We start from the raw sequence: 22221 nt of genomic DNA, 5'->3' as shown, positions 1-22221 counted from the left end.
CTATCGTTCTTCCCGGCGAAACGGTTTCAGCAGCGCCGACGGCGCCACCGCATTGCGCGACATCACCGCCATGGCGACGATGGTGAAGATGAAGGGCAGCATCAGGAACGCCTCGTAGGGGATATGCCCGAGGCCGCTCGCCTGCATGCGCAACTGCAAGGCATCGACAAAGGCGAACAGCAATGCGGCCCCCGCCGAGCGCCACGGGTCCCAGCGGCCGAACACGACCAGGGCGATCGCCACCCAGCCGCGCCCGGAGACGACGCCGAAGGTGAAGGCGTTGAACTGCGCCATCGACAGGAAGGCGCCGGCCAGCCCCATCAGCGCCCCGCCGAGAATGACCGCCTGGAAGCGGGTGACAATGACGCTGACGCCGGCGGAGTCGGCGGCGCGCGGGTTTTCGCCGACCATGCGCACCGACAGCCCCCATGGCGTGCGGTAGAGCACGAAGGCGGCGATAGGGATGGCCAGGATCGCCATGTAGACCAGCGCGAACTGGTTGAACACCGCCGGCCCAAGCACGGGAATGTCGGAGAGGACCGGGATCGGCAGCGTCTGAAAACCCTTGATGCTCGGCGGCACCGATTGCTGGCCGAAGATCAGCCGGTAGAGGAAATAGGCCAGACCCGACGCAAGCAGCGTCACGCCGATGCCGCAGACATGCTGGCTTAGGCCCAGGGCCACCGTGAACAGCGCATGCAGCGCCCCCATCAGCATGCCGGTCAGCACCGCCGCCAGGACGCCCAGCCACAGGTTGCCGCTGAGGCTGGCGGCGGTGAAGCCGGCCATTGCCGACAACAGCATGATGCCTTCGATGCCGAGATTGAGCACGCCGGCGCGCTCGGAGAACATTTCGCCGAGGGTGGCGAAAGCCAAGGGCGTGGCGATGCGGATGATGGCGGCCAAGAAGCCGACCTGGAAGATCTGTTCGAACACCGCGCTCATCGGGAGGCTCCGACGCGGCGGATGCGATAGGTGGTGAACAGCAGCGCCACCAGCATGGCAAGCAGTGCCGTGCCCTGGATGACATCGCTGAGGAAGGCCGGCACGCCGGTCGCGCGCGACATCGCCTCGGCGCCGGTCATCACGGCAGCCAGGAAGATTGCCGCCGGCACCACGCCGAGCGGGTTGAGCCGCGCCAGCATTGCAACGACGATGCCGGAATAACCGTAGCCCGGCGAGATGTCGCTCATCACCTGAAAATGCACGCCGCCAACCTCGCCGACGCCGGCGAGCCCGGCTAGCGCCCCGGACAGCAACGCCGTCGAGAGCAGCACCCGCTGGACATTGATGCCGCCATATCTGGCCGCTTCCGGATTTTCGCCGGTGACCCGGATCTGGAAGCCGAGCGTGGTGCGCACGATCAGGAACCAGATCAGCGGTGCCGCGATAAGCGCCACGATGACGCCGAGATGCAGCCGCGTGCCCTCGATCAGCACCGGAAAATTGGCCGAATCCTCAATCGGAGGCGAGATCGGATAGCCACTGAAACTATCCTTCCATGGCCCTTCGATCAGCGCCATCAGCGCGTAATAGATGACCGAATTGAGCAGCAGCGAACTGACGACGTCGTCGACCTTGAATTTCACCCGCAGCGTTGCCGGCACGAGCGCGACGGCTGCACCGGCCGCGGCGCCTGCCACTGCCATCAAAAGCATGGCGAGCGGTCCCGGCATCGGGATCGCGCCGACGAAGCAGCTCGCCACCGCGCCGGCAAGCAGTTGCCCTTCGGCGCCGATGTTCCAGAATTTGGCGCGGAAGGCGACAGCCACCGCCAGCCCGGTGAAGATCATGGGCGCGGCGCGCACCAGCGTTTCGGTGATCGCATAGCTGTCGCCGAGCGACGCCGTGAACATAACGCCGTAGGATTCGAGCACGCCGGCGCCGGCCAGCGCGATCAGGCCGCTGCACAGCACAAGCGCGGCACCGATCGCCAGCAACGGCAGAGCCAGGTTGAACCAGGCGGGCGTCGAGCTGCGGACTTCGAGGCGAAACATCAGCTATGGCCCTCCGCTCCGGTCATCAGCAGCCCCAGCCGTGCGATCGTCGCATCGGCGCTGGGAAGCGTGCCGGCGATGCGGCCCTCATACATCACCGCGATGCGGTCGCAGAGCACGAGCAACTCTTCCAGATCCTCGCCGATGACGATGATGCCGCAGCCCTTGGCGCGCATGTCGAGGAATTTTTCATGGATGAAGCGCGCGGCTCCGATGTCGAGGCCGCGCGTCGGCTGCGAAACGACAAGCACCTTCGGATCGAAGGCGAGCTCGCGCGCCAAAAGCGCCTTCTGCAGATTGCCGCCGGACAGGGCGCCGGCGCGCGTCATCGGCCCGGGGCATCTGATATCATAGGCCTTGATCTGCGCCTCGGCGAAGGCGCGGATCGCATCCGGCTTGAGCAGGCCCTTGCTGCTGAAAGCGGCGGTGCCAATGCGCGGCAGCACCATGGAATCGGCGAGCGGCAAGTTGGTGACCAGTCCCGTCGTCATGCGATCTTCCGGGATGCGGCCAAGGCCCAGCGCCTGCACCTCGCGCGGCGAGAAGCGAGACACTTTCTGCCCCGCAATCGTCATCAGACCGGCATCCGGGGCTCGCACACCCGAGATCACCTCCGCCAGTGCCCGCTGGCCATTGCCGGAGACACCGGCAATGCCGAGGATCTCGCCGGCGCGCACGGAAAGCGACACATCGCGCAGCGGCGTGCCCGAATGGCTCGAGGTGGAAATGCCGTCGAGAGTGAGCACCGCTGCCCCCGGCGTCGACGGCCCCTTGGCCGGCGGCACGATCTCGTGGCCGCACATCAGTCGCGCCATTTCCGCCGATGTGGTGTTGGCCGGATCGTCGACGCGGCCGGCGACGCGGCCATGCCGCAGCACCGTGCAGCGATGGGTGAGCGCGCGCACCTCGTTGAGCTTGTGCGAGATGAAGATGATGCCCAGACCCTGCGCCGCCATCGACCGCAAGGCCGAAAACAGCCCGTCGACTTCGCTCGGCGCAAGCACCGCGGTCGGCTCGTCGAGAATCAGCAGTTTTGCGCCGCGAAACAGCGCCTTGACGATCTCGAGACGTTGCTGCTCTCCGACAGACAGCGCCGAGACCGGCAGGCTGGGATCGAGTGTCAGCCCGTGCTGGCGGCTGATTTCAACCAACCGCGCCAGTCCGCCGGCGCGGTCGATCCGCCCGGATTTGCCCGGTATGCCGATAAGCAGGTTTTCCAGTACCGTGAGCCGTGGCGCCAGTTGAAAATGCTGGTGCACCATGCCGATGCCGGCGGCCAGCGCATCGGCCGAACTGGTGATCCGCACCTTCCGGCCCTGGATGAGGATCTCGCCGGCGTCGGGCGCATAGGCGCCGAACAGCACGTTCATCAGCGTCGTCTTGCCGGCGCCGTTCTCGCCCAGCAAGCCGAGGATCTCGCCGGGCGCCACGCTGAGGTCGACGGCTTCGTTCGCCTTGACGGCGCCGAAACTCTTGGTGATGCCACGCATTTCGATGAGGGGGGCGGGCAAGGGCGCTCCTGCGGAGATGGCTCTGCTTCACCCTCCCCCTTGTGGGGAGGGTCGGCTTGCGATCGCAGCGAAGCGAAGATCGTAAGACGGGGTGGGGTGCGGCGCCGACCCCAACCCGCTCCGCTTCGCGGATCGACCCTCCCCACAATGGGGAGGGTTAAGGAACTCAATCCGAAACCGGTGTGTTCTCGTCCACGTCGACGCGGAAATTGCCTTCGAGGATTTCGGCCTTCTTCTTCTCGACCATGTCCTTGACCTCGGCCGGCAGCGTCTTGTCGAACTTATGGTAAGGCGCCAGGTGAGAACCGCCCTTGGCCATGCGCGAGAAATCGCCATAGTCCTGCGCCGTGAAGACGCCGGCCTTGACCAGTTTTATGGCTTGTTCGACGGTGGGATACATATCCCAGACCGGGCCGGTAATGACGGTGTCGGGGCCAAGGCTCGACTGGTCGGACATGTTGGAGATGGCGTAGATCTTTTTCTCCACCGCCGCTTCGATGACCCCGAAACGCTCGGCATAGATGACGTCGACGCCGGCGTCGATCTGCGCCACCGCCGCTTCCTTGGCCTTGGGCGGATCAAAGAAGGAACCGATGAAGGCGACCTTCTTCTTGATGTTCGGATTGACCTCCTTGGCGCCGGCGAAGAAGGCGTTGACCAGCCGGTTCACTTCCGGAATGCCCATCGCCGCGACGGCGCCGACCGTGCCCGACTTCGACATCTTGCCGGCGATCATGCCGGAGAGATAGGCGGGCTCGTGGATCCAATTGTCGAAGACGCCGAAATTGGGCTCCGCCGGCCCGGCGCCGGAGCCGAACAGCCAGGCAGTCTTCGGGAACTGCTTGGCGGTGCGGCGCGATTCACGCTCGGCGGCGAAGGCATCGCCCAGCACCAGTTCATAGCCGCCCTGTGCATATTCGCGCATGACGCGGCTGAAGTCGGCGGTCTGCACCTTCTCCGACCATTTATACTCGATGCCGAGTTCCTTCTCGGCCTTCTGCAAAGCGACATGGATCTGGTTGTCCCACGGCTCCTCGATGGGCGTGGCGAAGATCGCCGCTACTTTCAGCTTCTTGTCCTTGGCGAAGGCGGCGCCCGGCAGCATCGCCGCGGCCAGGCCAAGCGCGCCCAGTTCCAGCACGTTGCGCCGCGAAAGGCCTTCGCGCGTTGAATGAGATTTGTTCTTCCGGTTTTCCATTGCAGTCCCCTCTGTTCGACAGCCGTGTCGAGCCGGCCGTTCTAAAAATCAGACGAGGAACTATGGAACGGGTCCGGACTTTTGTCCACATGGTCAAATTTGGCAGATCGATCATATCCACTCTCCTGGACTAGCCGGGAGAGCGGTTGTTCAGACCCGTTCGAGCACGATGGCGATGCCTTGGCCGACGCCGATGCACATGGTCGCCAGCGCATAGCGGCCGCCGCGTTCGCGCAGCTCCAGCGCCGCCGTGCCGGAGATGCGCGCGCCCGACATGCCCAAGGGGTGGCCGAGCGCTATGGCGCCGCCATTCGGGTTGACGTGCGGCGCATCCACCGCGATGCCGAGCTGGCGCAGCACTGCGATGCCTTGCGAGGCGAAGGCTTCGTTGAGCTCGATGACATCGAACTGTTTTGGCGTCAGGCCAAGCCGTGTGCACAGTTTTTGCGTCGCCGTCGCCGGGCCGATGCCCATGATGCGCGGGGCGACGCCGACGGCGGCCCCGCCGAGGATGCGGGCGATCGGCGTCAGGCCGTATTTCCTGGCCGCCGCTTCCGAAGCGACGATCAGCGCCGCCGCCCCGTCATTGACGCCCGAGGCATTGCCGGCGGTCACCGTGCCGCCTTGCCGGAACGGCGTCGGCAGCTTGGCCAAGGCCTCTATCGTGGTGCCAGCGCGGGGGTGCTCGTCCTTCGAGACGACAACCGGATCGCCCTTGCGCTGCGGAATGGTCACCGCGGTTATTTCCTTGGCCAGCCGGCCATTGGACTGCGCGGCGACGGCCTTGTCCTGGCTGCGCACCGCGAAAGCGTCCTGGTCCGCGCGGGAAACCGAAAAATCCTCGGCGACATTTTCGCCCGTCTCCGGCATGGAATCGACGCCATACTGACTCTTCATCAGCGGGTTGACGAAGCGCCAGCCGATCGTGGTGTCGTAGATCTCGGCATTGCGTGAAAACGCCGTCTCGGCCTTGGGCATGACGAAGGGCGCCCGGCTCATCGATTCGACGCCGCCCGCGATCATCAGCTCGGCCTCGCCGGCCTTGATTGCACGGGCGGCGATGGTCAGCGCATCCATGCCCGAGCCGCACAGGCGGTTGACGGTCGAGCCGGGGATTTCCTTCGGCAGGCCGGCCAGCAGCAGCGCCATGCGCGCCACGTTGCGGTTGTCCTCGCCGGCCTGGTTGGCGCAACCGTAGACAACGTCGTCGACCGCCTGCCAGTCGACGCCGGCATTGCGCTCGATCAGTGCCTTCAGCGGAATGGCACCGAGGTCGTCGGCGCGTACCGAGGACAGCGAGCCGCCAAAGCGGCCGATCGGCGTGCGGATATAGTCGCAGATATAGGCTTCGGCCATGTCAGTCAGCTCTCCCGTTTCCCTCATGCGCCGCCTTGGTGCGACGCGTGCAGGTCGCGCAATGTCGTAGCTCGGTTCGCTTGGCGCCGGCATTTCGTCAAGCGCCTGCGCGAACTTAACCACCCAGCCACAGCTCTCCTGCCCTGCTGGCGAATCACGCTTGGATGCAGCGCCACGATCAGCCGGTTGGCCGCGAGCTCAATGCTTCATCCGATCCCTCATCGCATACCACAGCATTCCCAGCACATAGAGCGGCCCGCGCAGCGCCGTGCCTCCGGGGAAGGGCATCGGGGTCAGCGTCGAGAACAGGTCCAGCCGCGAGGCGTCGCCGGTGATGGCTTCGGCGAGCAGCTTGCCCGACAGCGTCGACAGGATGACGCCCTTGCCGGAATAGCCGTGCGCGTAATAGACCTCGCCATAGTGCCCGACATGCGGCAGTCGCGACGTCGTCACCGACACCAGCCCACCCCAGGCATGGTCGATCCGGCAGCCCTTGAGCTGCGGAAAGGTGCCTTCCATGTGCGGCCGCACGAAACCGGCAATATCGGCCGGCGGCGACGGCGTGTAGCGCTCGCCGCCGCCGAACAGCAGGCGACCGTCGGCCGACATGCGGTAATAGTTGACGACGAAGCGCGTGTCGGACACCGCGACATTGGCAGGAATGACGTTGCGGGAGCCCTCCAGCGGCTCGGTGGCGACGATGTAGTTGCCGACCGGCATGATGCGGCTGTTGACGCGCGGCTCCAGCCCATTGAGCAGCGCGTCGCCAGCCAGCACGACATGCTTTGCGCGCACCGATCCTTTTGACGTCGAGACCCGGATCGAAGGCTCGCGCTCAAGCCGCACGGCCACCGAATTCTCGTGGATGACGACGCCGGCCGCGCTTGCAGCGCGGGCAAGCCCGAGCGTGTAATTCAAGGGATGCATGTGGCCGCCGAGCGGCTCGTACATCGCGCCGTGATAGGGCGTGTCGACCTTGGCCCGGGCCTGCGCCGCCGACAGGATCTCGAGGTCGCGGAATTTCATCACGCTCTCGAGGCATTTCGCCTCTTCCTCCAAATCCCTGAGATCGGAGCCGTTGACCGCGCCGACCAGATGGCCGGTCAGCCTGAGATCGCAGTCGATCGTATGGCGCTCGATAATGTCGAGCACCAGGCTGCGCGCCTCGAAGGCGAGATCGAACAGCGCCTTTGCCCGTTCAGGCCCATAAAGCTTGACCAGACCCTTGGCGCCCTTGCGCAGGCCGGGGATCATCTGGCCGCCATTGCGGCCCGAAGCGCCCCAGCCAATCTTGCCGCCTTCCAGCAGCACCACCTTCAAGCCGCGTTCGGCGGCGTGAAGAGCGGCCGACAGACCGGTGCAGCCGCCGCCGACGACCACCAGGTCGGCCTCGACATCGCCGATAAGTGCCGGATGGTCCGGCGCCGGATTGGCGGTGGCGACATAGTAGGACTTGCCGATGTCGAGACCGGAATTGAAACCCGTTGAAGATGCCATGATCACACCTTCAAGAGCAGGTGGTCGCGTTCCCAGCTCGTCACCACGCTCTGGAACAGGTCGAGCTCGACGCTTTTCACGCGCAGATAGGTCTGGAAGAAGTCCTCGCCGAGCAGTTTGCGCACCGGTTCACAGGCCTCGAAACGATCCAGCGCCTCCTCCATCGTTTTCGGCAGCGTGCTCTTGATCTTGTAGGCATTTCCGGATGCTTCCGCCGAGCGCGCCAGCTTCTGTTCGACGCCCAGATAGCCCGCCAGAAGCGAGCCGGCGATCGCCAGATACGGATTGCAATCGGCACCCGGCAGCCGGTTCTCCACCCGCCGCGCGGCGCGCCCGCCGGCCGGCACGCGCAGGCCGCAGGAACGGTTGTCATGCGACCATTCGATGTTGGCCGGCGCGCTGTGGTTTGGTCTAACGCGTCGGAACGAATTCACGTTGGGCGCGAACAGCGGCATGATTTCGGGAATGTATTTTTGCAGGCCGCCGATGAAATAACCGAACATCGCGGTATCGGCATCATCGCTGCCGGCAAACAACGTGTTGCCGGCCTCGTCGATGACTGACATGTGCAGATGCATCGAGCTGCCGGCCTGTGCGGCGATCGGCTTGGCCATGAAGGTCGCATACATGCCGTCTTGCTGGGCGGCCTGGCGCGTCAGCCGTTTGAACAGCAGCACCTTGTCGGCCAGCGGCAGCGCGTCGCCATGCAGGAAGTTGATCTCCAACTGCCCCGGTCCCGATTCATGAATCAGCGTATCGAGCGGCAGTCCGGCCGCCTCCGCATAGTCATAGACGCGCCGGACCACCGGTTCATATTCCTCGAGCGCCGCCATGTCATAGGGATGCTGCACGGCCTCGGCGCGGCCATTGCCGCCGGTCGGCGCGGTCAGCGGCTTGTCGGGATCGGGATTGGGCGCGGTCAGGTAGAATTCGAGCTCCGGCGCCACTACCGCCCGCCAGCCGCGCTGCCGGTAGAGATCGAGCACGGCGCGCAGAACATGGCGCGGCGAGGCCATCCATGGCCGGCCGTCCATGTGGAAGGCGTCGGCGAAGACGTAGGCCTTGCCAGCGCCGGCGCCCGGCGCCAGGCAAAGCGTCGAGACATCGGGCACCATGCGCATGTCGGGGTCCGAATACGCAAAACCCTCGTCGATGGAACCGGAATAGCGCCCGTCTATGCTGACCAGGAAGGCGCTGCTCGGCAGATAAAGCGCGCGGTCTTCCAGCGCCGTGAGGAATTTTGCCGTCGGCAGCGCCTTGCCGCGCAGCACGCCGTTCATGTCGGGCACCAGGCATTCGACCTCGTTGATGCCGTGCTGCGCCAACCATGCCTTGGGATCGCTGAAGGGCGCGGTATTCGTGTTCTTCTCAAGCATTTCGTTCAAGTCCGTATCAGAGAGAGTATGGCTTGCGCGGCCACGTTCTGGGTGTCAGCGCCATCTGGCTGCATTTCCCTTGAGGCGGGCGCGCATGGCGTCGTCGGCCAGCAGGCCGGGAATGGCTCTCTCCAATACTCCTTCGGTCCAGCCGTCACGGCCGATATGATCGCCGGTGCCGGTCTCTTCGGCGCGAGGTGCATTGTCGTGGCCGTCCCGGCAATAGGGCATGATCAGCGACGCCACACAGAAGCGCAGCGCCTCGCAAAGCCGGTGTTGCCGCCGTGGTGGATGAACAAATCCAACTTCGCCACCGCCGAGGACTGCGGAAACCAGGCGCCGAGATAGACATTGTCGGGCACCGCTCGGTAAGCGTCGCGCAGGCCGCCGACATTGACGATGAAGCGCGCCGGCAGCTTGTCGGCAAAGACACCGGAAAGGCCGGGTTGGGAGATGAAGACGGGGCGGGCGCCCCGCACGGCCTGCGCGATGCCGACGCAATTCAACGCCGCGCCGAAGCCTGCTTCGGGAAACAGCGCGATGGTCGGGCTGGCTTTACGCGTCAATTATTCCTCTTCAATCCGGCCGGCTGATCATGCCGAACGGCGCGGGAGCGCCGCGGCCGGCCGCTTGCGGTCGCAGTTTGCGAGAGCCGCAGATGGACGCGAAGCAGATCGGCAGTCACCTAATACTGCCGGCTTTCGAGCTGGTCGAGTGCTTTCAGACGTTCGCGCAGCGATTGCCGCAGCCGAAAGACATTGGCGGCCACCGGCATAGATGCCGGCAGCCGCCGCAGCTTGAGGTGATCGGACAAGACATCGGCCACGAAGCGGTTGGCCGCAAACACATGTGAGGCCGGATGCCCCGTTATCGCTGGCGATGCTAGGGCGTCGGTTGCATTGCAGCGGCCGTCTCGTCGATCTTGCCGGCAAGGACGCCTTGGGCCCAAGCGGTGACCTCGGCGTCGACGGGCTTGTTGGCCATATCCGTCAACGCCGCGTCGAGCGCGGCCGGGTCGGTGCCGACCGCCGCGGCGTCGACCACTTCCTGCTGGGCGTCGATCTGGTCCTGCAGAGCCGATATCTGTCCAGGCAGGGCCGCCTGCTCCTCGGGGGTCATGGCGGCGATCTGGTCCGGCGTCAGAGATGTCAGTGCGTCCAGCTGTGAATTCAGGGCATCCAGCTGGGTTTGTGCGACCTTGGCTTTTGCCGACTGCGCCACGAAGGCCTGAAGCGCAGCGAATTTCCTGCTCTTGGAATCCATATAGGCGTTGACGTTGCGCTGGAGCGAGTTCAGCCGGCCGAGCTTGGCGTGGAGGTTCTTTTCCTTGGGCAGGGACGAAACCTTTGTCTTCGTATCGACCGTGATCGTTGCGTCCCTTGTCGCCTTGGCTACCTGCCCGCGGGCCGACGAGGACTTACCGTGCGTAGCGCCGCTGTTGCCGTGGGCGCCACCATTGCCATTGCCGCCGCTGTGACCACCGCCATGGCCTCCGCCGTGTCCATTGCCGGCCAGTGCCGGAGACGCCAGAAGCGCCAGTGCGGCTAGCGCCGCCAACACAGTTTTCCGGTTTGTCATGTCAGTCTCCTGGGGAAACGCCGCTCTGCGCCCGCTGCTATCGTAAGTTCGTATGAGAAGCCGCTAATTATGCGCAGTAAACTTTAGACAAAGACTGTCTCAATAAGAGAGCAGGGAACCTGTCGGTACGGCAACTGCTTGATATCCAACAGAAATCGACGTTTTTGAACGGCTGTGGTACTGAAGTCCCATGCCGGTCGGACCATGGTCCGAACTGCCGGTCAGAGTTGATTTCGGCGCTGCCGGCCGGCGACGCGGCTCTGGCCCAGAACGCGCAGGCGACGGCGCTTTTCACCAATCGGCCGAAGGCCCAGACGGCTGATTCAGCCGATGCTTTCGCCACCGTCGATCACCAACGCCTGGCCGGTCATGAAGGATGACCGATCGGACACGAGGAAGAGGATCGCCTCGGCGATCTCCTCGGCGCTGGCCCAGCGGCCCATCGGGATCTTGGTGCGGACATAGGCTTCGATTGCCTCGCGTCCGCCCATCTGGGCGATGAACGGTCCATTGAACGGCGTGTCGACCCAGCCGGGGCAGAGCGCGTTGACGCGCACATTGTGGCGGGCATAGTCGAGCGACATCTGCCTGGTCATCGCCACCACGGCATGTTTCGAGGTCGCATAGGCGATCATCTCGCGGTCGTAGAACACGCCCGAATTGGAGGCCGTGTTCAGGATGACGCCGCCGCCCTGTGCGACCATCGATGGCATGACGATCCTTGCCGCCAGGAACTGCGCCCGCACATTGACCCGCCAGGAAGCGTCCATGCCGCCGGTCTCGACCTCGGTCAGCGTGCCGCCGACCTGGATACCTGCATGATTGTGCAGGATGTCGATGCGCCCATGCCGGTCGAGCGTACCGGCAAGGAGCTGCTCGACCGCATTGTCGTCCGAGACGTCGGTGGCGACCGCCTCCGCCCGGCCGCCCGCGGCGCGTATATCCGAAGCCGTCGCCTCGCCGCTGGTCCGATCCCTGTCCGCGATGACGACCACCGCGCCTTCCCTGGCCATGATCATGGCGCCGGCGCGCCCGATGCCGGAACCGGCGCCTGTCACCACGGCGATGCGGTCTTCGAGGATCATGATGCGACCTTTAGTTTGACGGCTTGCGCTGGCGCAGCTGCCATTGGGCAAGCACCACGAGCAGGACGGAGGCGACGAGCACGATCGTCGCGATGGCATTGATCTCCGGCGTCACCCCGCGCCGGATCGACGCAAAGACATAGATCGGCAGCGTCGTCTGCGCGCCGGCGACGAAGAAGGCGACGATGAAATCGTCGAAGGAGAAGGTGAAGGCGAGCAGGAAGCCGGCGACCACCGCCGGCAAGATCTGCGGCAGGACGATGGAACGGAACGTCGTCAGCGGCGTGGCGTAGAGATCGCTGGATGCCTCGACCAAGTTGCGATCAAGGCTGCCCAGCCGCGTGCCGACGATCATCGTCACCAGCGCCATCGAAAACAGGCCGTGCGCGGCGATGATCGAACCATAGCCGAGCGACAGGCGCGGCGGCTGATCGTCCGGCCAGATCGAGGCGAGGAACGGATTGACGACGGCGAACAGCTGGACGAGTGCGACCAGTGTCGAAATGCCGATGACGACGCCGGGAACGACGATTGCGGCTCCAAGCAAGGCGTCGAAGACGGCGCGGGTCCGCACCCCGACGCGTGCCAGGCCGAGCGCGGCCGCGGTGCCGAACACCGCCGCCAGCAAGGCGCTGGTGGTGGCGATGAACAGGCTGTTCTTCAGCGCCTCGACCAGGAATGGGTTCGCCAGCGCCTTGCCGTACCATTGCACCGAAAAACCGGTGAACTCGCTGGCATGATGGCCGGCGTTGAAGGAGAACAGCACGACCAACGCGATCGGCAGATAGAGGAAGGCGAAGACGGTTACGACGAAGACGCGCATCAGATCAGATCCACCCGGCGGGCGCCCGAGACGCGGGTCGAGATGCGGTTGGCGGCAATCAGCACTACAACCGAAACCAGCACCAGCGTGATCGCGATGGCCGATCCGAACGGCCAGTTGCGCGACTGCAGGAACAGGTCGACCAGCGCATTGCCGATGAAGAACACCTTGCCGCCGCCAAGCAGCGTCGGAATCAGGTACTCGCCAAGCAGCAGGATCATCACCAGCGAGAAGCCGGTCATCACGCCGGGCAGCGACAGTTTCAAGGTCACGCCCAAGAAAGTGGAGAGCGGCGTCGCGCCGAGATCGGCGGAGGCCTCCAGCAGGCGGCGATCGAGCCGCTCGAGGCTGACATAGATCGGCAGGATCATCAGCGGCAGATAGCCATAGACGATGCCGAGCAGGACGGCGCCCGGCGTGTTGATCAGCCTGACGTCCTCGATGCCGACAAAGGCGAGCAGCGCCGGGATGCCGCGTCCACCCAAAATGTACATCCAGGCATAGGTACGCATCAAAAGGCTGGTCCAGAACGGTATGACGACCAGCGCGAGCAGGATCAACCGCCAGCGCTGCGGCGCCCGCAGGGCGAGGTAATAGGCGACGGGATAGGCCACGAGCAGACAGGCGAGCGCGCCCACCGGAGCCAGCACCATCGTGTTCCAGAACGCGGTCGCCCGCGCCGGAAGATTGGCATATTGCGCCAGCGTGAAGGCCGCCTGATAGCCGCCCTCCGGCGCCCGCTCGCCGACGCTGAAGACGGCGATGGCCATGAACGGCAGCACCAGGAACACGACGAGCCACGCGGCCGCCGGCCCGAGCAGCATGGCCGTCAGCAGATTTTTGCGAATGCCGCGCATCGAAGGATTGCCCCGGTGCCGGCGGGTCTGGGCCCGCCGGTCAAGTTTGTCTCGAATGGGATTTGTTGCCCCGCCTGGCTCAAGCAGACTTGAAGCGCGCCATCAGCTCGGCGCGACCCGGATCGGTCAGCGTTGCCGCAGCGCCAAATTCCAGCGGCGTCAACAGGTCGGCCGCCGGATAGAGGATCGGATTGTCCAGCACCTCCTTCGGCAGCAGCTTGTTGACGCGGGCGTCGGTGGAAGGCGCGCCGTTGGCGAGGTGCTCCTTGACCGCGACCTGCGGGTTCATCAGATAGTTGAGCAGGGCGTAGCCGGCCGGCTTGTTCGGCGCGTCCTTCGGGATGGCGTAGAAGTCGGTCCAGATCTCGCCGCCTTCCTTGCCCAGCACATAGGCGATCTCCGGAATGTCGCGATGGAGCTGCGCACCGTCATTGGTCCAGCACATTGTCATCCAGGCATCGCCCGCGCGCATGCCCGGCTGGTAGTCGGAAGACACCGCGAACAGATGCGGCTTGACCTTGAGCAGCAATTCCTCGGCCTTGGCGAGCTCGTCCTGCTTCAGCGAGTTGAAGGAGTAGCCATAATATTTCAGCGCATTGCCGATCGTGGTCAGCTGATAGTCGTGCACCATAGTGCGGCCATCGCCTTCCGCCATGGCCGTGTCCCAGAACTCCTTCCAGCTCGTCATCGGCTTGGTCAGCTTCTTGGTGTTGACGGCAAAGCCAGTGGTGCCCCAGTTCTTCGGCACCGCATAGATGGTGCTGTCGATCGTGCCTTCCGAGGTGAAGCGCGGATCTTCCTGCGTGCCGTCGAAATTCGGCAGCTTGGCCATGTCGAGCGGCTCGATGATGCCGAGCTTCTTGTAGGTCGAGATCGTGTAGTTGGTCGGCACGAACAGGCTCCAGCCCGACGCCCCGGCCTGCAATTTGGCCAGCATCTCCTCATTCGAGCCGAACACGTTGACCTCGACGGCCACGCCTGTGTCCTTCTTGAAATTCTCGAAGGTCTGCGGGTCGTGATAGTTGGGCCAGGTGGCAATCGACATGCGGTCGCCGAGGTTCTCGGCGGCAAAGGCCGACGTCGGCATGATGCCGATCTCGCGCGCCATCACCGCCGTCGCGATGCCGAGGCCGGTGAGGCCAAGGAAGTCGCGGCGGCCGATCGAGCCGCGCTTGAGGCGCATCAGCTGGTCGACGAAATTCTCGGGGCTTATCGGCAGTCCGTCACGATATGATTTCGACATGTTTTTCTACCCTCTGGTTGGTCCCGTTGTTCTTTGGATCCGCGAACGCCAACGGCGTTCCGGCGGCAAAGCCGATGGCGACGGGTTCACCCGGCTTGAAGAGATTGCCCTGGCCGATCATGTGGTCGGCCTTGGCCAGCAGCGTTCCGATGCCCTGGACCTCGACTGCGTATTCCGCCGTGGAGCCCAGAAAGATCCGGTTGCGGACGATGCCCTTGAGCGGGCCGCTAGTCGGGCCACCGAGACTGAGCGATTCAGGACGCAGGCTGACCGAAACGGTTTCGCCCTGCCGCAAATCCACCCGCTTGCGCGCCGCGATGACGGTGCCATCGGCCAGCTTCACATCCACCAGATCGCCCGAATGCCCTGCGACGGCGCCGCTCAAGAGATTGGTCTTGCCGACGAAATCGGCGACGAACAGGTCGGCCGGTTCGTCATAAATCTCGCTCGGCTGCCCAAGCTGAACGATGCGGCCGCCATTCATGACGCAGACGAAATCGCTCATCGACAGCGCTTCCTCCTGGTCGTGGGTGACCAGCACGAAGGTGATGCCGATCTCGCGTTGCAGGTTCTGCAATTCGATCTGCATGTCGGTGCGCAGCTTCTTGTCGAGCGCCGCCAGCGGCTCGTCGAGCAGCAGCACCGCCGGTTTGTTGACCAGCGCGCGGGCGAGAGCGACACGCTGCTGCTGGCCGCCGGACAGTTCGTGGACCTTGCGGCCGCCATAACCGGCGAGCCGCACCATTTCCAGCGCTTTGCCTGCCCGCAGGCCGATCTCGCGCGACGACAGCCGCGGTCGTGCCTGGCGCAACCCGTAGGCGACATTGTCGTTCACGTCCAGATGCGGGAACAGTGCATATTGCTGAAACACCATGTTGACAGGCCGCCTGTAGGGCGGCGTGTCGGCCATGTCCTGGCCGCGGATGAGCACCTTGCCCTCGCTCGGCTGTTCGAAGCCGCCGATCATGCGCAGGCAGGTCGTCTTGCCGCAGCCGGATGGTCCGAGCAGGGCAACGAAGGCGGAGGGCGGCACGGCCAGATCGATGCCGCTGACCGCGGTCACCGCGCCATAGCGCTTGGTGACGCCGCGAAACTCGATGTCGGGCACTGCGGTCAAGGCTGCGGGCTCCAGCGACAGGACGATGCGATTTCGGGACGCTACCAGAGCCAACGGCAGCTAGTATATACCTCGCAGGTGGTATATCTGACCTATTTTCTTGTTTAAGGGGGTATTGGATGTCCCGCAGCGACGACTACAGCCAGCTCGCCGCGCTGGTCGCGGCGACGCGGGAGACGAGCGGCGACGTCTTCGGCAGGGCGATGGTCGCTTGGCTGCGGCAGCACGTCGACTTCGATCATTGCGTGATCTTCGGCTACCGCGGCGCTGCCCGTCCGCCGTTGCTGTTCGAGACCTTCTCGTCGGCCGAGAGCCATGTCTTCGTCGCGCTCTATCAGGAAGGCCCATACCTGCTCGACCCGTTCCATCACGCGGCGGTCGAACGCAAGGAAGGGTTCTGGCGCATGCGCGAGCTGGCGCCCGACCGCTTCTACGCCAGCGAATATTTTCGCTCCTACTACAGCCAGACCAGGCTGGCCGAGGAGGTCGGCTTCTTCGTTCCGCTGCCGGGCAAGGATGCGCTGGTGCTGTCGCTGATGCGGTTGCGCGCTTCAGGTCCGTTCGGGACCGCCGACGCCAGACTGCTGCGCGACATGGCGCCGGCGGTGGTCGCCTTCGCCCGATTGCGCTGGCCCGCCCTTCCCGCCGACGAGCCGGCCGAGGCCGGGCAAGCCGATGCATTGGCGGCGGTCAACGAGTTCGATCGCGCCCATATCTGGAAGAGTCTGTCCCTGACGCCGCGCGAAAAGCATGTCGTCGACCTGGTGCTGCAAGGGCATTCCACCGAATCGATCGCCCGGGCCATGCGCATCGTGCCGGGGACGGTGAAGGTCCATCGCCGCAACATCTATCGCAAGCTCAAGATCAAGTCGCAGGCCGGCCTTTTTGCCCGCTTTGTCGAAATCATCGACGCGCGGATAAGATAGTCCGACCCACTTCGACCACCTTTCGATCAGGGTCTTGCACCAGCTTCCCAGGAGCCGGTCTCGGCCATCCGTTTCAGCAGCCGCACCGGCTTGAAAACATCCTTGCCCGTCCGCTGATGCCAATATTCGAGCCGCTCGACGATCCTGGTCGCGCCTTCCAGACCGGCCCAGAACATCGGCCCGCCCTTGCCGATGGGAAAGCCATAGCCGTTGACCCAGATGACATCGATGTCGGAGGCGCGGGCGGCTATCCCTTCTTCGAGGATTTTCGCTCCTTGATTGATTAGTGGGTAGTGGGTGCGCTCGATGATTTCTTCCGCGCTGATTTCGCGCGGCGCGATGCCCTTCTCGGCTGCCTTACCGCGGATCAGCGCCTCGACCTGCGGGTCCCGGACCGGCATACGTGACCCGTTCTCGTAAAGATAGAACCCACGGCCGGTTTTCTGACCGAAACGCCCCTGTTCGCACAACATGTCGGCGATCACGGCCGTCTGGCCTCGCGCCTTGCGGTTGCGCCAGCCAATGTCGAGGCCGGCGAGATCGCCCATCTGGAACGGCCCCATCGGCCAGCCGAAATCGGTGAAGGCCTTGTCGATCTGGCTGGGCGTCGCGCCTTCCAGCAGCAAGGCTTCCGATTCGGAGCCGCGCGCGGCCAGCATGCGGTTGCCGACGAAGCCGTGGCAGACGCCGACGACGACCGCCACCTTGCCGATCCGCCGCGCCAAGTCGACTACGGTTGCCAGCGCGTCGGGCGCGGTCTTGTCGGCGCGCACGATCTCCAACAGCTTCATGACGTTGGCCGGCGAGAAGAAGTGCAGGCCGAGCACGTCTTGCGGGCGCGAGATCGAGGCGGCGATTTCGTCGATGTCGAGATAGGAGGTGTTGGTGGCGAGTATCGCTCCCGGCTTGGCCATGGCATCGAGCTTGCCGAACACCTCTTTCTTGACCGCCATGTCCTCGAACACCGCCTCGATGATCAGGTCGCAATCGGCGAGGTCGGAATAGTCGGTGGAGCCCTTGAATTGAGCGAGGCGTTGGCGCTTGGCGTCTTCGGTCAAGGAGCCACGCGAGACCGAGACGGCATAGTTCTTGTCGATCATGCCGAGCCCGCGCTGCAAGACTTCCTGGCTGGTCTCCAATAACGTGACTGGAAAACCGCCATTGACGAAGGCCATGGCGATGCCGCCGCCCATCGTGCCGGCGCCGACGACGCCGACACGGGCGATCCTGCGCCGGACAAGATCCTTGCCCGGGACCTTTGCCGCTTCACGCTCGGCGAAGAACAGATGCCGCTGCGCCCGCGACTGATCGTCGGCGACCAGCTTCATGAACAGCGCGCGTTCGGCAGCCAGAGCTTCCTCGAACGACATCGTGACGGTGTTGCGCACCGCTTGCGCGCAAGCGATCGGTGCGTCGAGGCCGCGCGCCTTCCTGGCGAGATCCGCCGCCTCGGCATCGAAAGCGGCCAGCTCGGTTTTCTTGATCTCGTCATCGCGATCGCGCACCGGCGTGAACGGCCCGCCCTTGCGAGCGATCTCCCTGGCGAAGTTCACGGCATGCGTGATCACGTTACTCTCGAACACAGCATCGACCAGTCCGGCTTCATGCGCCTCATCAGCACCGACCAGCGCACCGGAAACGATCATCCTGAGCGCTTTGATCGCGCCGACGAGGCGCGGCAGCCGCACCGTGCCGCCGCCGCCCGGCAGCAGTCCAAGCTTCACCTCGGGCAGGCCGAGCCTGGCGTCGGCATCGGCAACGCGGAAGTGACAGCCGAGCGCCAGCTCCAGCCCGCCGCCCAGCGCGGTGCCGTGGATGGCGGCGACCGTAGGTTTGGCGATGGTTTCCAGCGTCCCAATGATGGCACGCAGCTCGGGCTGTTGCACCGGCTTGCCGAATTCGGTGATGTCGGCGCCGGCGACGAAGGTCCGGCCCGCGCACGCGACGACGATGGCTCCGACCGATGCGTCGTCACGCAAGGCAGCCAGCGCGTGCATCAGTGGTTCGCGGACATGAAAGCTCAGCGCGTTGACCGGCGGATTGTCGATGGCGACGATGGCGACGTCGCTGTCCCTGGCGACGCTGACAAAATTGGACAAGTTGACCCTCCCGACACCGGCTGCGATCCGGAGGGTTTACTAGGCTGCGCCGCGAATGGGAACCGCGTGCCGCACTGGCACAGGACTTGTCAGGACAGGCTGTAAGACGGCACGCTGGCGAGTTGCGGTTGAAGAGAAGCGAATATCACCGCACCGCCTTCTCCCCGCCTGCCGCCGTGATGACGCCGACTATGATCAGCCCGGTCAAAAGCAGGCGCACGCCGGCGCTGACGCCGAATGTGTTGAGCATGGTCAAAAGCAGCACCAGGAACAGCGCCGCGCCCCAGACGCCGGGCACATTGGCCTTGCCGCCGGCCACCGAGGTGCCGCCGATGACCACCACGGCGATCGAAGCCAGCAAATACTCGTTGCCGATATCGACATTGGCGCCGCGGAAATAACCGGCGAGCAGCGCGCCGTCGATGCCGCCGAGCGCGCCCGACAGCGTGTAGGTGAGGAAACGGACGCGGCCGACATTGACGCCGGCGAGCCAGGCGGCGCGGATGTTCTGGCCTATCGCCAGCACCGAGCGGCCATAGATCATGCGCTGCAAGGCGATGGCCGCACCGATGGTAAACAGCACGGTGAGAACCGCCAGCACCGGAATGCCGAGAACCTGCCGGTTGGCGAAATCGGCAAAGCCCGGCGGCGGCTTGATCTGCAATCCGCGCCCATAGCTGATGTCGACCGACTGGATGATGAAGCTCGCCGACAAAGTGGCGATGATCGGCGGTATTCGCAGCGCCCAGATCAGCAGATAGTTCACGGCACCGATCGCGGCACCACAGGCAAGCGCGGCCAGCAGCCCGACCACGATCATGGCATCGCTGCCGCCCATCACCTTCATGGCCACCGCGCTGGCGAGCCCGATATTGGCCGGTAGCGACAGGTCGACATTGCCCGGCCCAAGCGTGATGACGAACATCTGGCCGACGCCGACGATGACGGTGAACACCGCGAGCGAAAGGGCAGCGGTTACCATGCCGCCGGCGCCATAGCCGCCGGTGAAGGCGATCGTCGCCAGCCACACCACAAGCGCGCCGACGAACGACCAGATCCAGGGTTTGGCAGCCAGCGATCTAACCAGCGTCATCGCTCACCTCTCCTTGCGGCTGATCAGCACCCGCGCCGCCAGCACGATGATCAGGATGGCGCCATTGGCCGCCACCTGCCAGTCGGGCGGGATGTGCATGAAGGTGAGCAGCGGCGATGCCGCCAGCGCCAAGGTCAGCGCGCCGATCACCGCGCCGATCGGCGACACGCGTCCGCCGACGAATTCGCCGCCGCCGAGGATGACGCCGGCGATCGAAAGCAGCGTGTAGCCATTGCCGATATTGGCATCGGCCGAAGTGGTGATGCCGATCAGCGCCATGCCGGACAGCACGCCGAACAGACCCGTCAGCGCGAACAACACGACCTTGGTCTTGAGCAGCGACCAGCCGGCGCGTTTGAGCGCAGCCGGGTTGCCGCCCGAGCCGCGCAGAATCACGCCATAGGAGGTGCGCATCAGGCCGAAATGGACGATGAGGCCAATCAGCAGCGCCGCGATGATCGGGAAGGGCACAAAGGGCGGCTTGAACGCCATGATCGCCAGCAGCCAGTCCGGCGCCTTGCCGCCGGGCTTGGGCAGCACCAGGATGGCCAGCCCCTGCCAGACGAAACTCATGCCCAGCGTCACCACGATCGATGGCAAATTGCGCAGATGGATCAGCGCGCCGAGCAGCGCATAGACACCGATCGATCCGAGCAGGACGAGGACGCCGATGAGCGGTGCGTCCTTCAACCACGTCGCGGTGACGCAACCGACGAAACCGACAAAGGTGCCGATCGACAGGTCGAGCTCGTTGCCCGATATGACGAACATCTGCGCGATCGTCGCCAGCGCGATCGGGATCGCCAGGTTGAGCATCAGGCCGAAGCCGAAATAGCTGATGGCGCGCGGATTGAGCCAGGCGATGGCGAGCAGCACCAGCACCAGCGACAGCGCCGGCAGCAGCCCACGCAGCAGGCGGGCGCGTGCCGCCCCGCTCCCAAAGGTCTTCGAACCGTTTTGAACAGAGACGGCCGTCATCTCAGGCCGCGTCGCCGAAGGAGGACTGGATGATCTTTTCTTCCGTCAGCTCGTCGCGCGTCAGATTGGCGACGATGCGGCCGTTCTTGAAGACATAGACATGGTCGCAATTGTCGAGTTCTTCCGTTTCTGTGGTGTACCAGAGGAAGGTGCGGCCCTTGCCGGCCTCCTCGCGCACGAGATCGTAAACCTCGAGCTTGGTGCCGATGTCGACGCCGCGCATCGGGTCGTCCATCAGCACGATCCCGGCGTCGGAGCCGAGAGCCCGGGCGAACAAAGCCTTCTGCTGGTTGCCGCCCGACAGCGAAAAGATGTTGTTGTTCATATCCGGCGTGCGGATGCCGATCTTCTTTTGCCAGAACCCGGCCAGTTCGGCCTCTCGCCGCGGCGAGATCAGCAGCCCGTTGCGCAGCCGAGCCAGCGAGCGGATGCCGATATTTTCAGCGATCGACCACTGCGGAAAGATGCCGTCCGCCTGGCGGTCGCCGGCCACAAGCGCCACCGGTGCGGTGACCTCGACGCCGGCCTTGGCGCGCGATGCCGCGGCGAAGATCGCCAGCAGCAGGTCGGTCTGGCCATGGCCGGCCAGGCCGGCAAGTCCGATGATCTCGCCGGCGCGGGCCACCAGCTCCTTGCCGTCCTGCTGCCGCGCCGGCCGGGCGCGCACGCGCAACGGGCCGGCCTCGGCTTTCCGGATTTCGGTGGCGGTCCTCCGATGTCCTTCGGCGCCGCCCATGGTGGCGACCAGCCTATCGCGGTCGAAAGCGTTCGCCGCGTCGGCGCCGACAACCTTGCCGTCGCGCATCACGACGATGCGATCGGCGTTCTGCAGCACTTCGCCCAGCACGTGGGAGATGAGAATGCAGCTCCCACCCGACGCGACGAAGCGGCGCACGAAGGCAAGCAACTGCCCCGCCGTGTGCGCGTCGAGCGAGGACGTCGGCTCGTCGAGGATGACCAGGTGGAGCGGCTCGCGGGTCAGCGTGAACGCGCGCGCCACCTCCACCATCTGTCGCCGTCCGATTGAAAGGTCACCGGCGATGTCGGCCGCCGAAATGCCATGGTCGGGAAAGATTTCGTCCAGCTTGGCCGTGATCAGCTCGGCCGCCTTGCGCCGCCAGCCGAAGCCGGTGAGCGAGGCGTGGTTGATGCGCGTGTTCTCGGCGACGCTGAGATTGGGGCACAGCGACAATTCCTGGAACACGCAGCGTATGCCGAGCTGCTGTGCCCGCGACACCGAGTAGTTCTCCTCGGCCTCACCATGCACGCCGATCGTTCCGCTGTCGGGTGTCAGCGTGCCCGCCACCATGTGCATGAGCGTCGATTTGCCGGCGCCGTTGTGGCCGACGAGGCCGACGCACTCGCCGGGCCCGACAGTGAAGTCGACGCCGCCAAGCGCGCGAACGGCGCCGAAGTGTTTTTCGGCGCCGCTCAGTCTGATGATGTCCGCGTTCCCTTCAGGCATGCTCAACGATATCCGGTCGGCG

The 22221-nt window shown here is 64.9% G+C and carries 19 protein-coding genes and 1 pseudogene; 2 read left to right on the top strand and 18 right to left on the bottom strand.

The window, feature by feature from the left end; all coding sequences use genetic code 11:
* The 8 genes and pseudogenes from FJ959_RS02320 to FJ959_RS32570 form a co-directional block, all read right to left on the bottom strand.
* On the bottom strand, positions 1 to 945 hold the full coding sequence (locus FJ959_RS02320; protein ID WP_140559242.1) for an ABC transporter permease: 945 nt from the start codon (positions 943 to 945) through the stop codon (positions 1 to 3).
* Positions 942 to 1997, bottom strand: coding sequence for an ABC transporter permease (locus tag FJ959_RS02315; RefSeq protein ID WP_140628215.1), 1056 nt, complete (start codon positions 1995 to 1997; stop codon positions 942 to 944). The genes FJ959_RS02320 and FJ959_RS02315 overlap by 4 nt, the downstream gene beginning before the upstream one ends.
* The gene (locus tag FJ959_RS02310) at positions 1997 to 3508 is read right to left on the bottom strand and encodes an ABC transporter ATP-binding protein (protein ID WP_140628213.1); all 1512 of its coding nucleotides are present in this window, start codon (positions 3506 to 3508) and stop codon (positions 1997 to 1999) included. Before FJ959_RS02310 ends, FJ959_RS02315 begins: the two co-directional genes overlap by 1 nt.
* A gap of 166 nt (positions 3509 to 3674) precedes the next feature.
* A complete protein-coding gene (locus FJ959_RS02305; protein ID WP_140492560.1) occupies positions 3675 to 4706 on the bottom strand; it encodes a BMP family protein in 1032 nt (343 codons plus the stop codon).
* Between the two features lie 150 nt (positions 4707 to 4856).
* Complete coding sequence (gene pcaF / locus FJ959_RS02300; RefSeq protein WP_140628211.1) at positions 4857 to 6062, bottom strand: 3-oxoadipyl-CoA thiolase; 1206 nt, start codon at positions 6060 to 6062, stop codon at positions 4857 to 4859.
* Between the two features lie 198 nt (positions 6063 to 6260).
* Positions 6261 to 7559 (bottom strand): FAD-binding oxidoreductase, encoded by a 1299-nt coding sequence (locus FJ959_RS02295; RefSeq protein WP_181165198.1) that lies wholly within the window; start codon positions 7557 to 7559, stop codon positions 6261 to 6263.
* A 2-nt stretch (positions 7560 to 7561) separates the two neighbouring features.
* Positions 7562 to 8935, bottom strand: a complete 1374-nt coding sequence (locus tag FJ959_RS02290; protein ID WP_140524685.1) for a glutamine synthetase family protein — start codon at positions 8933 to 8935, stop codon at positions 7562 to 7564.
* Between the two features lie 54 nt (positions 8936 to 8989).
* Positions 8990 to 9375 (bottom strand): annotated as a pseudogene (locus FJ959_RS32570) (nucleotide disphospho-sugar-binding domain-containing protein); the annotation flags it as partial.
* 218 nt (positions 9376 to 9593) lie between these two features.
* Here FJ959_RS32570 and FJ959_RS31520 point away from each other — a divergent pair.
* Positions 9594 to 9788 (top strand): hypothetical protein, encoded by a 195-nt coding sequence (locus FJ959_RS31520; protein WP_181171870.1) that lies wholly within the window; start codon positions 9594 to 9596, stop codon positions 9786 to 9788.
* A 29-nt stretch (positions 9789 to 9817) separates the two neighbouring features.
* Here FJ959_RS31520 and FJ959_RS02275 read toward each other — a convergent pair whose 3' ends face one another.
* The 6 genes from FJ959_RS02275 to FJ959_RS02250 form a co-directional block, all read right to left on the bottom strand.
* Positions 9818 to 10513, bottom strand: a complete 696-nt coding sequence (locus tag FJ959_RS02275; protein ID WP_140628208.1) for a hypothetical protein — start codon at positions 10511 to 10513, stop codon at positions 9818 to 9820.
* A gap of 323 nt (positions 10514 to 10836) precedes the next feature.
* Positions 10837 to 11598, bottom strand: coding sequence for a glucose 1-dehydrogenase (locus FJ959_RS02270; protein ID WP_140492572.1), 762 nt, complete (start codon positions 11596 to 11598; stop codon positions 10837 to 10839).
* A gap of 10 nt (positions 11599 to 11608) precedes the next feature.
* Positions 11609 to 12421 carry an ABC transporter permease gene (locus tag FJ959_RS02265; RefSeq protein ID WP_140628206.1) on the bottom strand — a complete coding sequence of 271 codons (813 nt, stop codon included), beginning with the start codon at positions 12419 to 12421 and terminating at the stop codon, positions 11609 to 11611.
* The gene (locus FJ959_RS02260; RefSeq protein WP_140492578.1) at positions 12421 to 13278 is read right to left on the bottom strand and encodes an ABC transporter permease; all 858 of its coding nucleotides are present in this window, start codon (positions 13276 to 13278) and stop codon (positions 12421 to 12423) included. Before FJ959_RS02260 ends, FJ959_RS02265 begins: the two co-directional genes overlap by 1 nt.
* A 79-nt stretch (positions 13279 to 13357) precedes the next feature.
* A complete protein-coding gene (locus tag FJ959_RS02255) occupies positions 13358 to 14521 on the bottom strand; it encodes a spermidine/putrescine ABC transporter substrate-binding protein (protein ID WP_140524650.1) in 1164 nt (387 codons plus the stop codon).
* On the bottom strand, positions 14502 to 15638 hold the full coding sequence (locus FJ959_RS02250) for an ABC transporter ATP-binding protein (protein WP_140513973.1): 1137 nt from the start codon (positions 15636 to 15638) through the stop codon (positions 14502 to 14504). The genes FJ959_RS02255 and FJ959_RS02250 overlap by 20 nt, the downstream gene beginning before the upstream one ends.
* A 119-nt stretch (positions 15639 to 15757) precedes the next feature.
* Between FJ959_RS02250 and FJ959_RS02245 the strand changes: the two genes are divergently transcribed.
* Positions 15758 to 16564, top strand: coding sequence for a LuxR C-terminal-related transcriptional regulator (locus tag FJ959_RS02245; protein ID WP_140628203.1), 807 nt, complete (start codon positions 15758 to 15760; stop codon positions 16562 to 16564).
* Between the two features lie 26 nt (positions 16565 to 16590).
* Here FJ959_RS02245 and FJ959_RS02240 read toward each other — a convergent pair whose 3' ends face one another.
* The 4 genes from FJ959_RS02240 to FJ959_RS02225 form a co-directional block, all read right to left on the bottom strand.
* The gene (locus tag FJ959_RS02240; RefSeq protein ID WP_140628200.1) at positions 16591 to 18663 is read right to left on the bottom strand and encodes a 3-hydroxyacyl-CoA dehydrogenase NAD-binding domain-containing protein; all 2073 of its coding nucleotides are present in this window, start codon (positions 18661 to 18663) and stop codon (positions 16591 to 16593) included.
* A 145-nt stretch (positions 18664 to 18808) separates the two neighbouring features.
* Positions 18809 to 19756 (bottom strand): ABC transporter permease, encoded by a 948-nt coding sequence (locus FJ959_RS02235; RefSeq protein ID WP_140554821.1) that lies wholly within the window; start codon positions 19754 to 19756, stop codon positions 18809 to 18811.
* Between the two features lie 3 nt (positions 19757 to 19759).
* Positions 19760 to 20734 (bottom strand): ABC transporter permease, encoded by a 975-nt coding sequence (locus FJ959_RS02230; protein WP_140559250.1) that lies wholly within the window; start codon positions 20732 to 20734, stop codon positions 19760 to 19762.
* Between the two features lies 1 nt (position 20735).
* Positions 20736 to 22199, bottom strand: a complete 1464-nt coding sequence (locus FJ959_RS02225) for a sugar ABC transporter ATP-binding protein (RefSeq protein WP_140559251.1) — start codon at positions 22197 to 22199, stop codon at positions 20736 to 20738.
* Between the last annotated feature and the right edge of the window lie 22 nt (positions 22200 to 22221).

The organism is Mesorhizobium sp. B2-2-4 (genome assembly GCF_006442375.1).
Classification (GTDB): domain Bacteria; phylum Pseudomonadota; class Alphaproteobacteria; order Rhizobiales; family Rhizobiaceae; genus Mesorhizobium.
The sequence above is the reverse complement of the archived record's forward strand: the minus strand, read 5'-3'. Positions and strand labels throughout refer to the sequence as shown.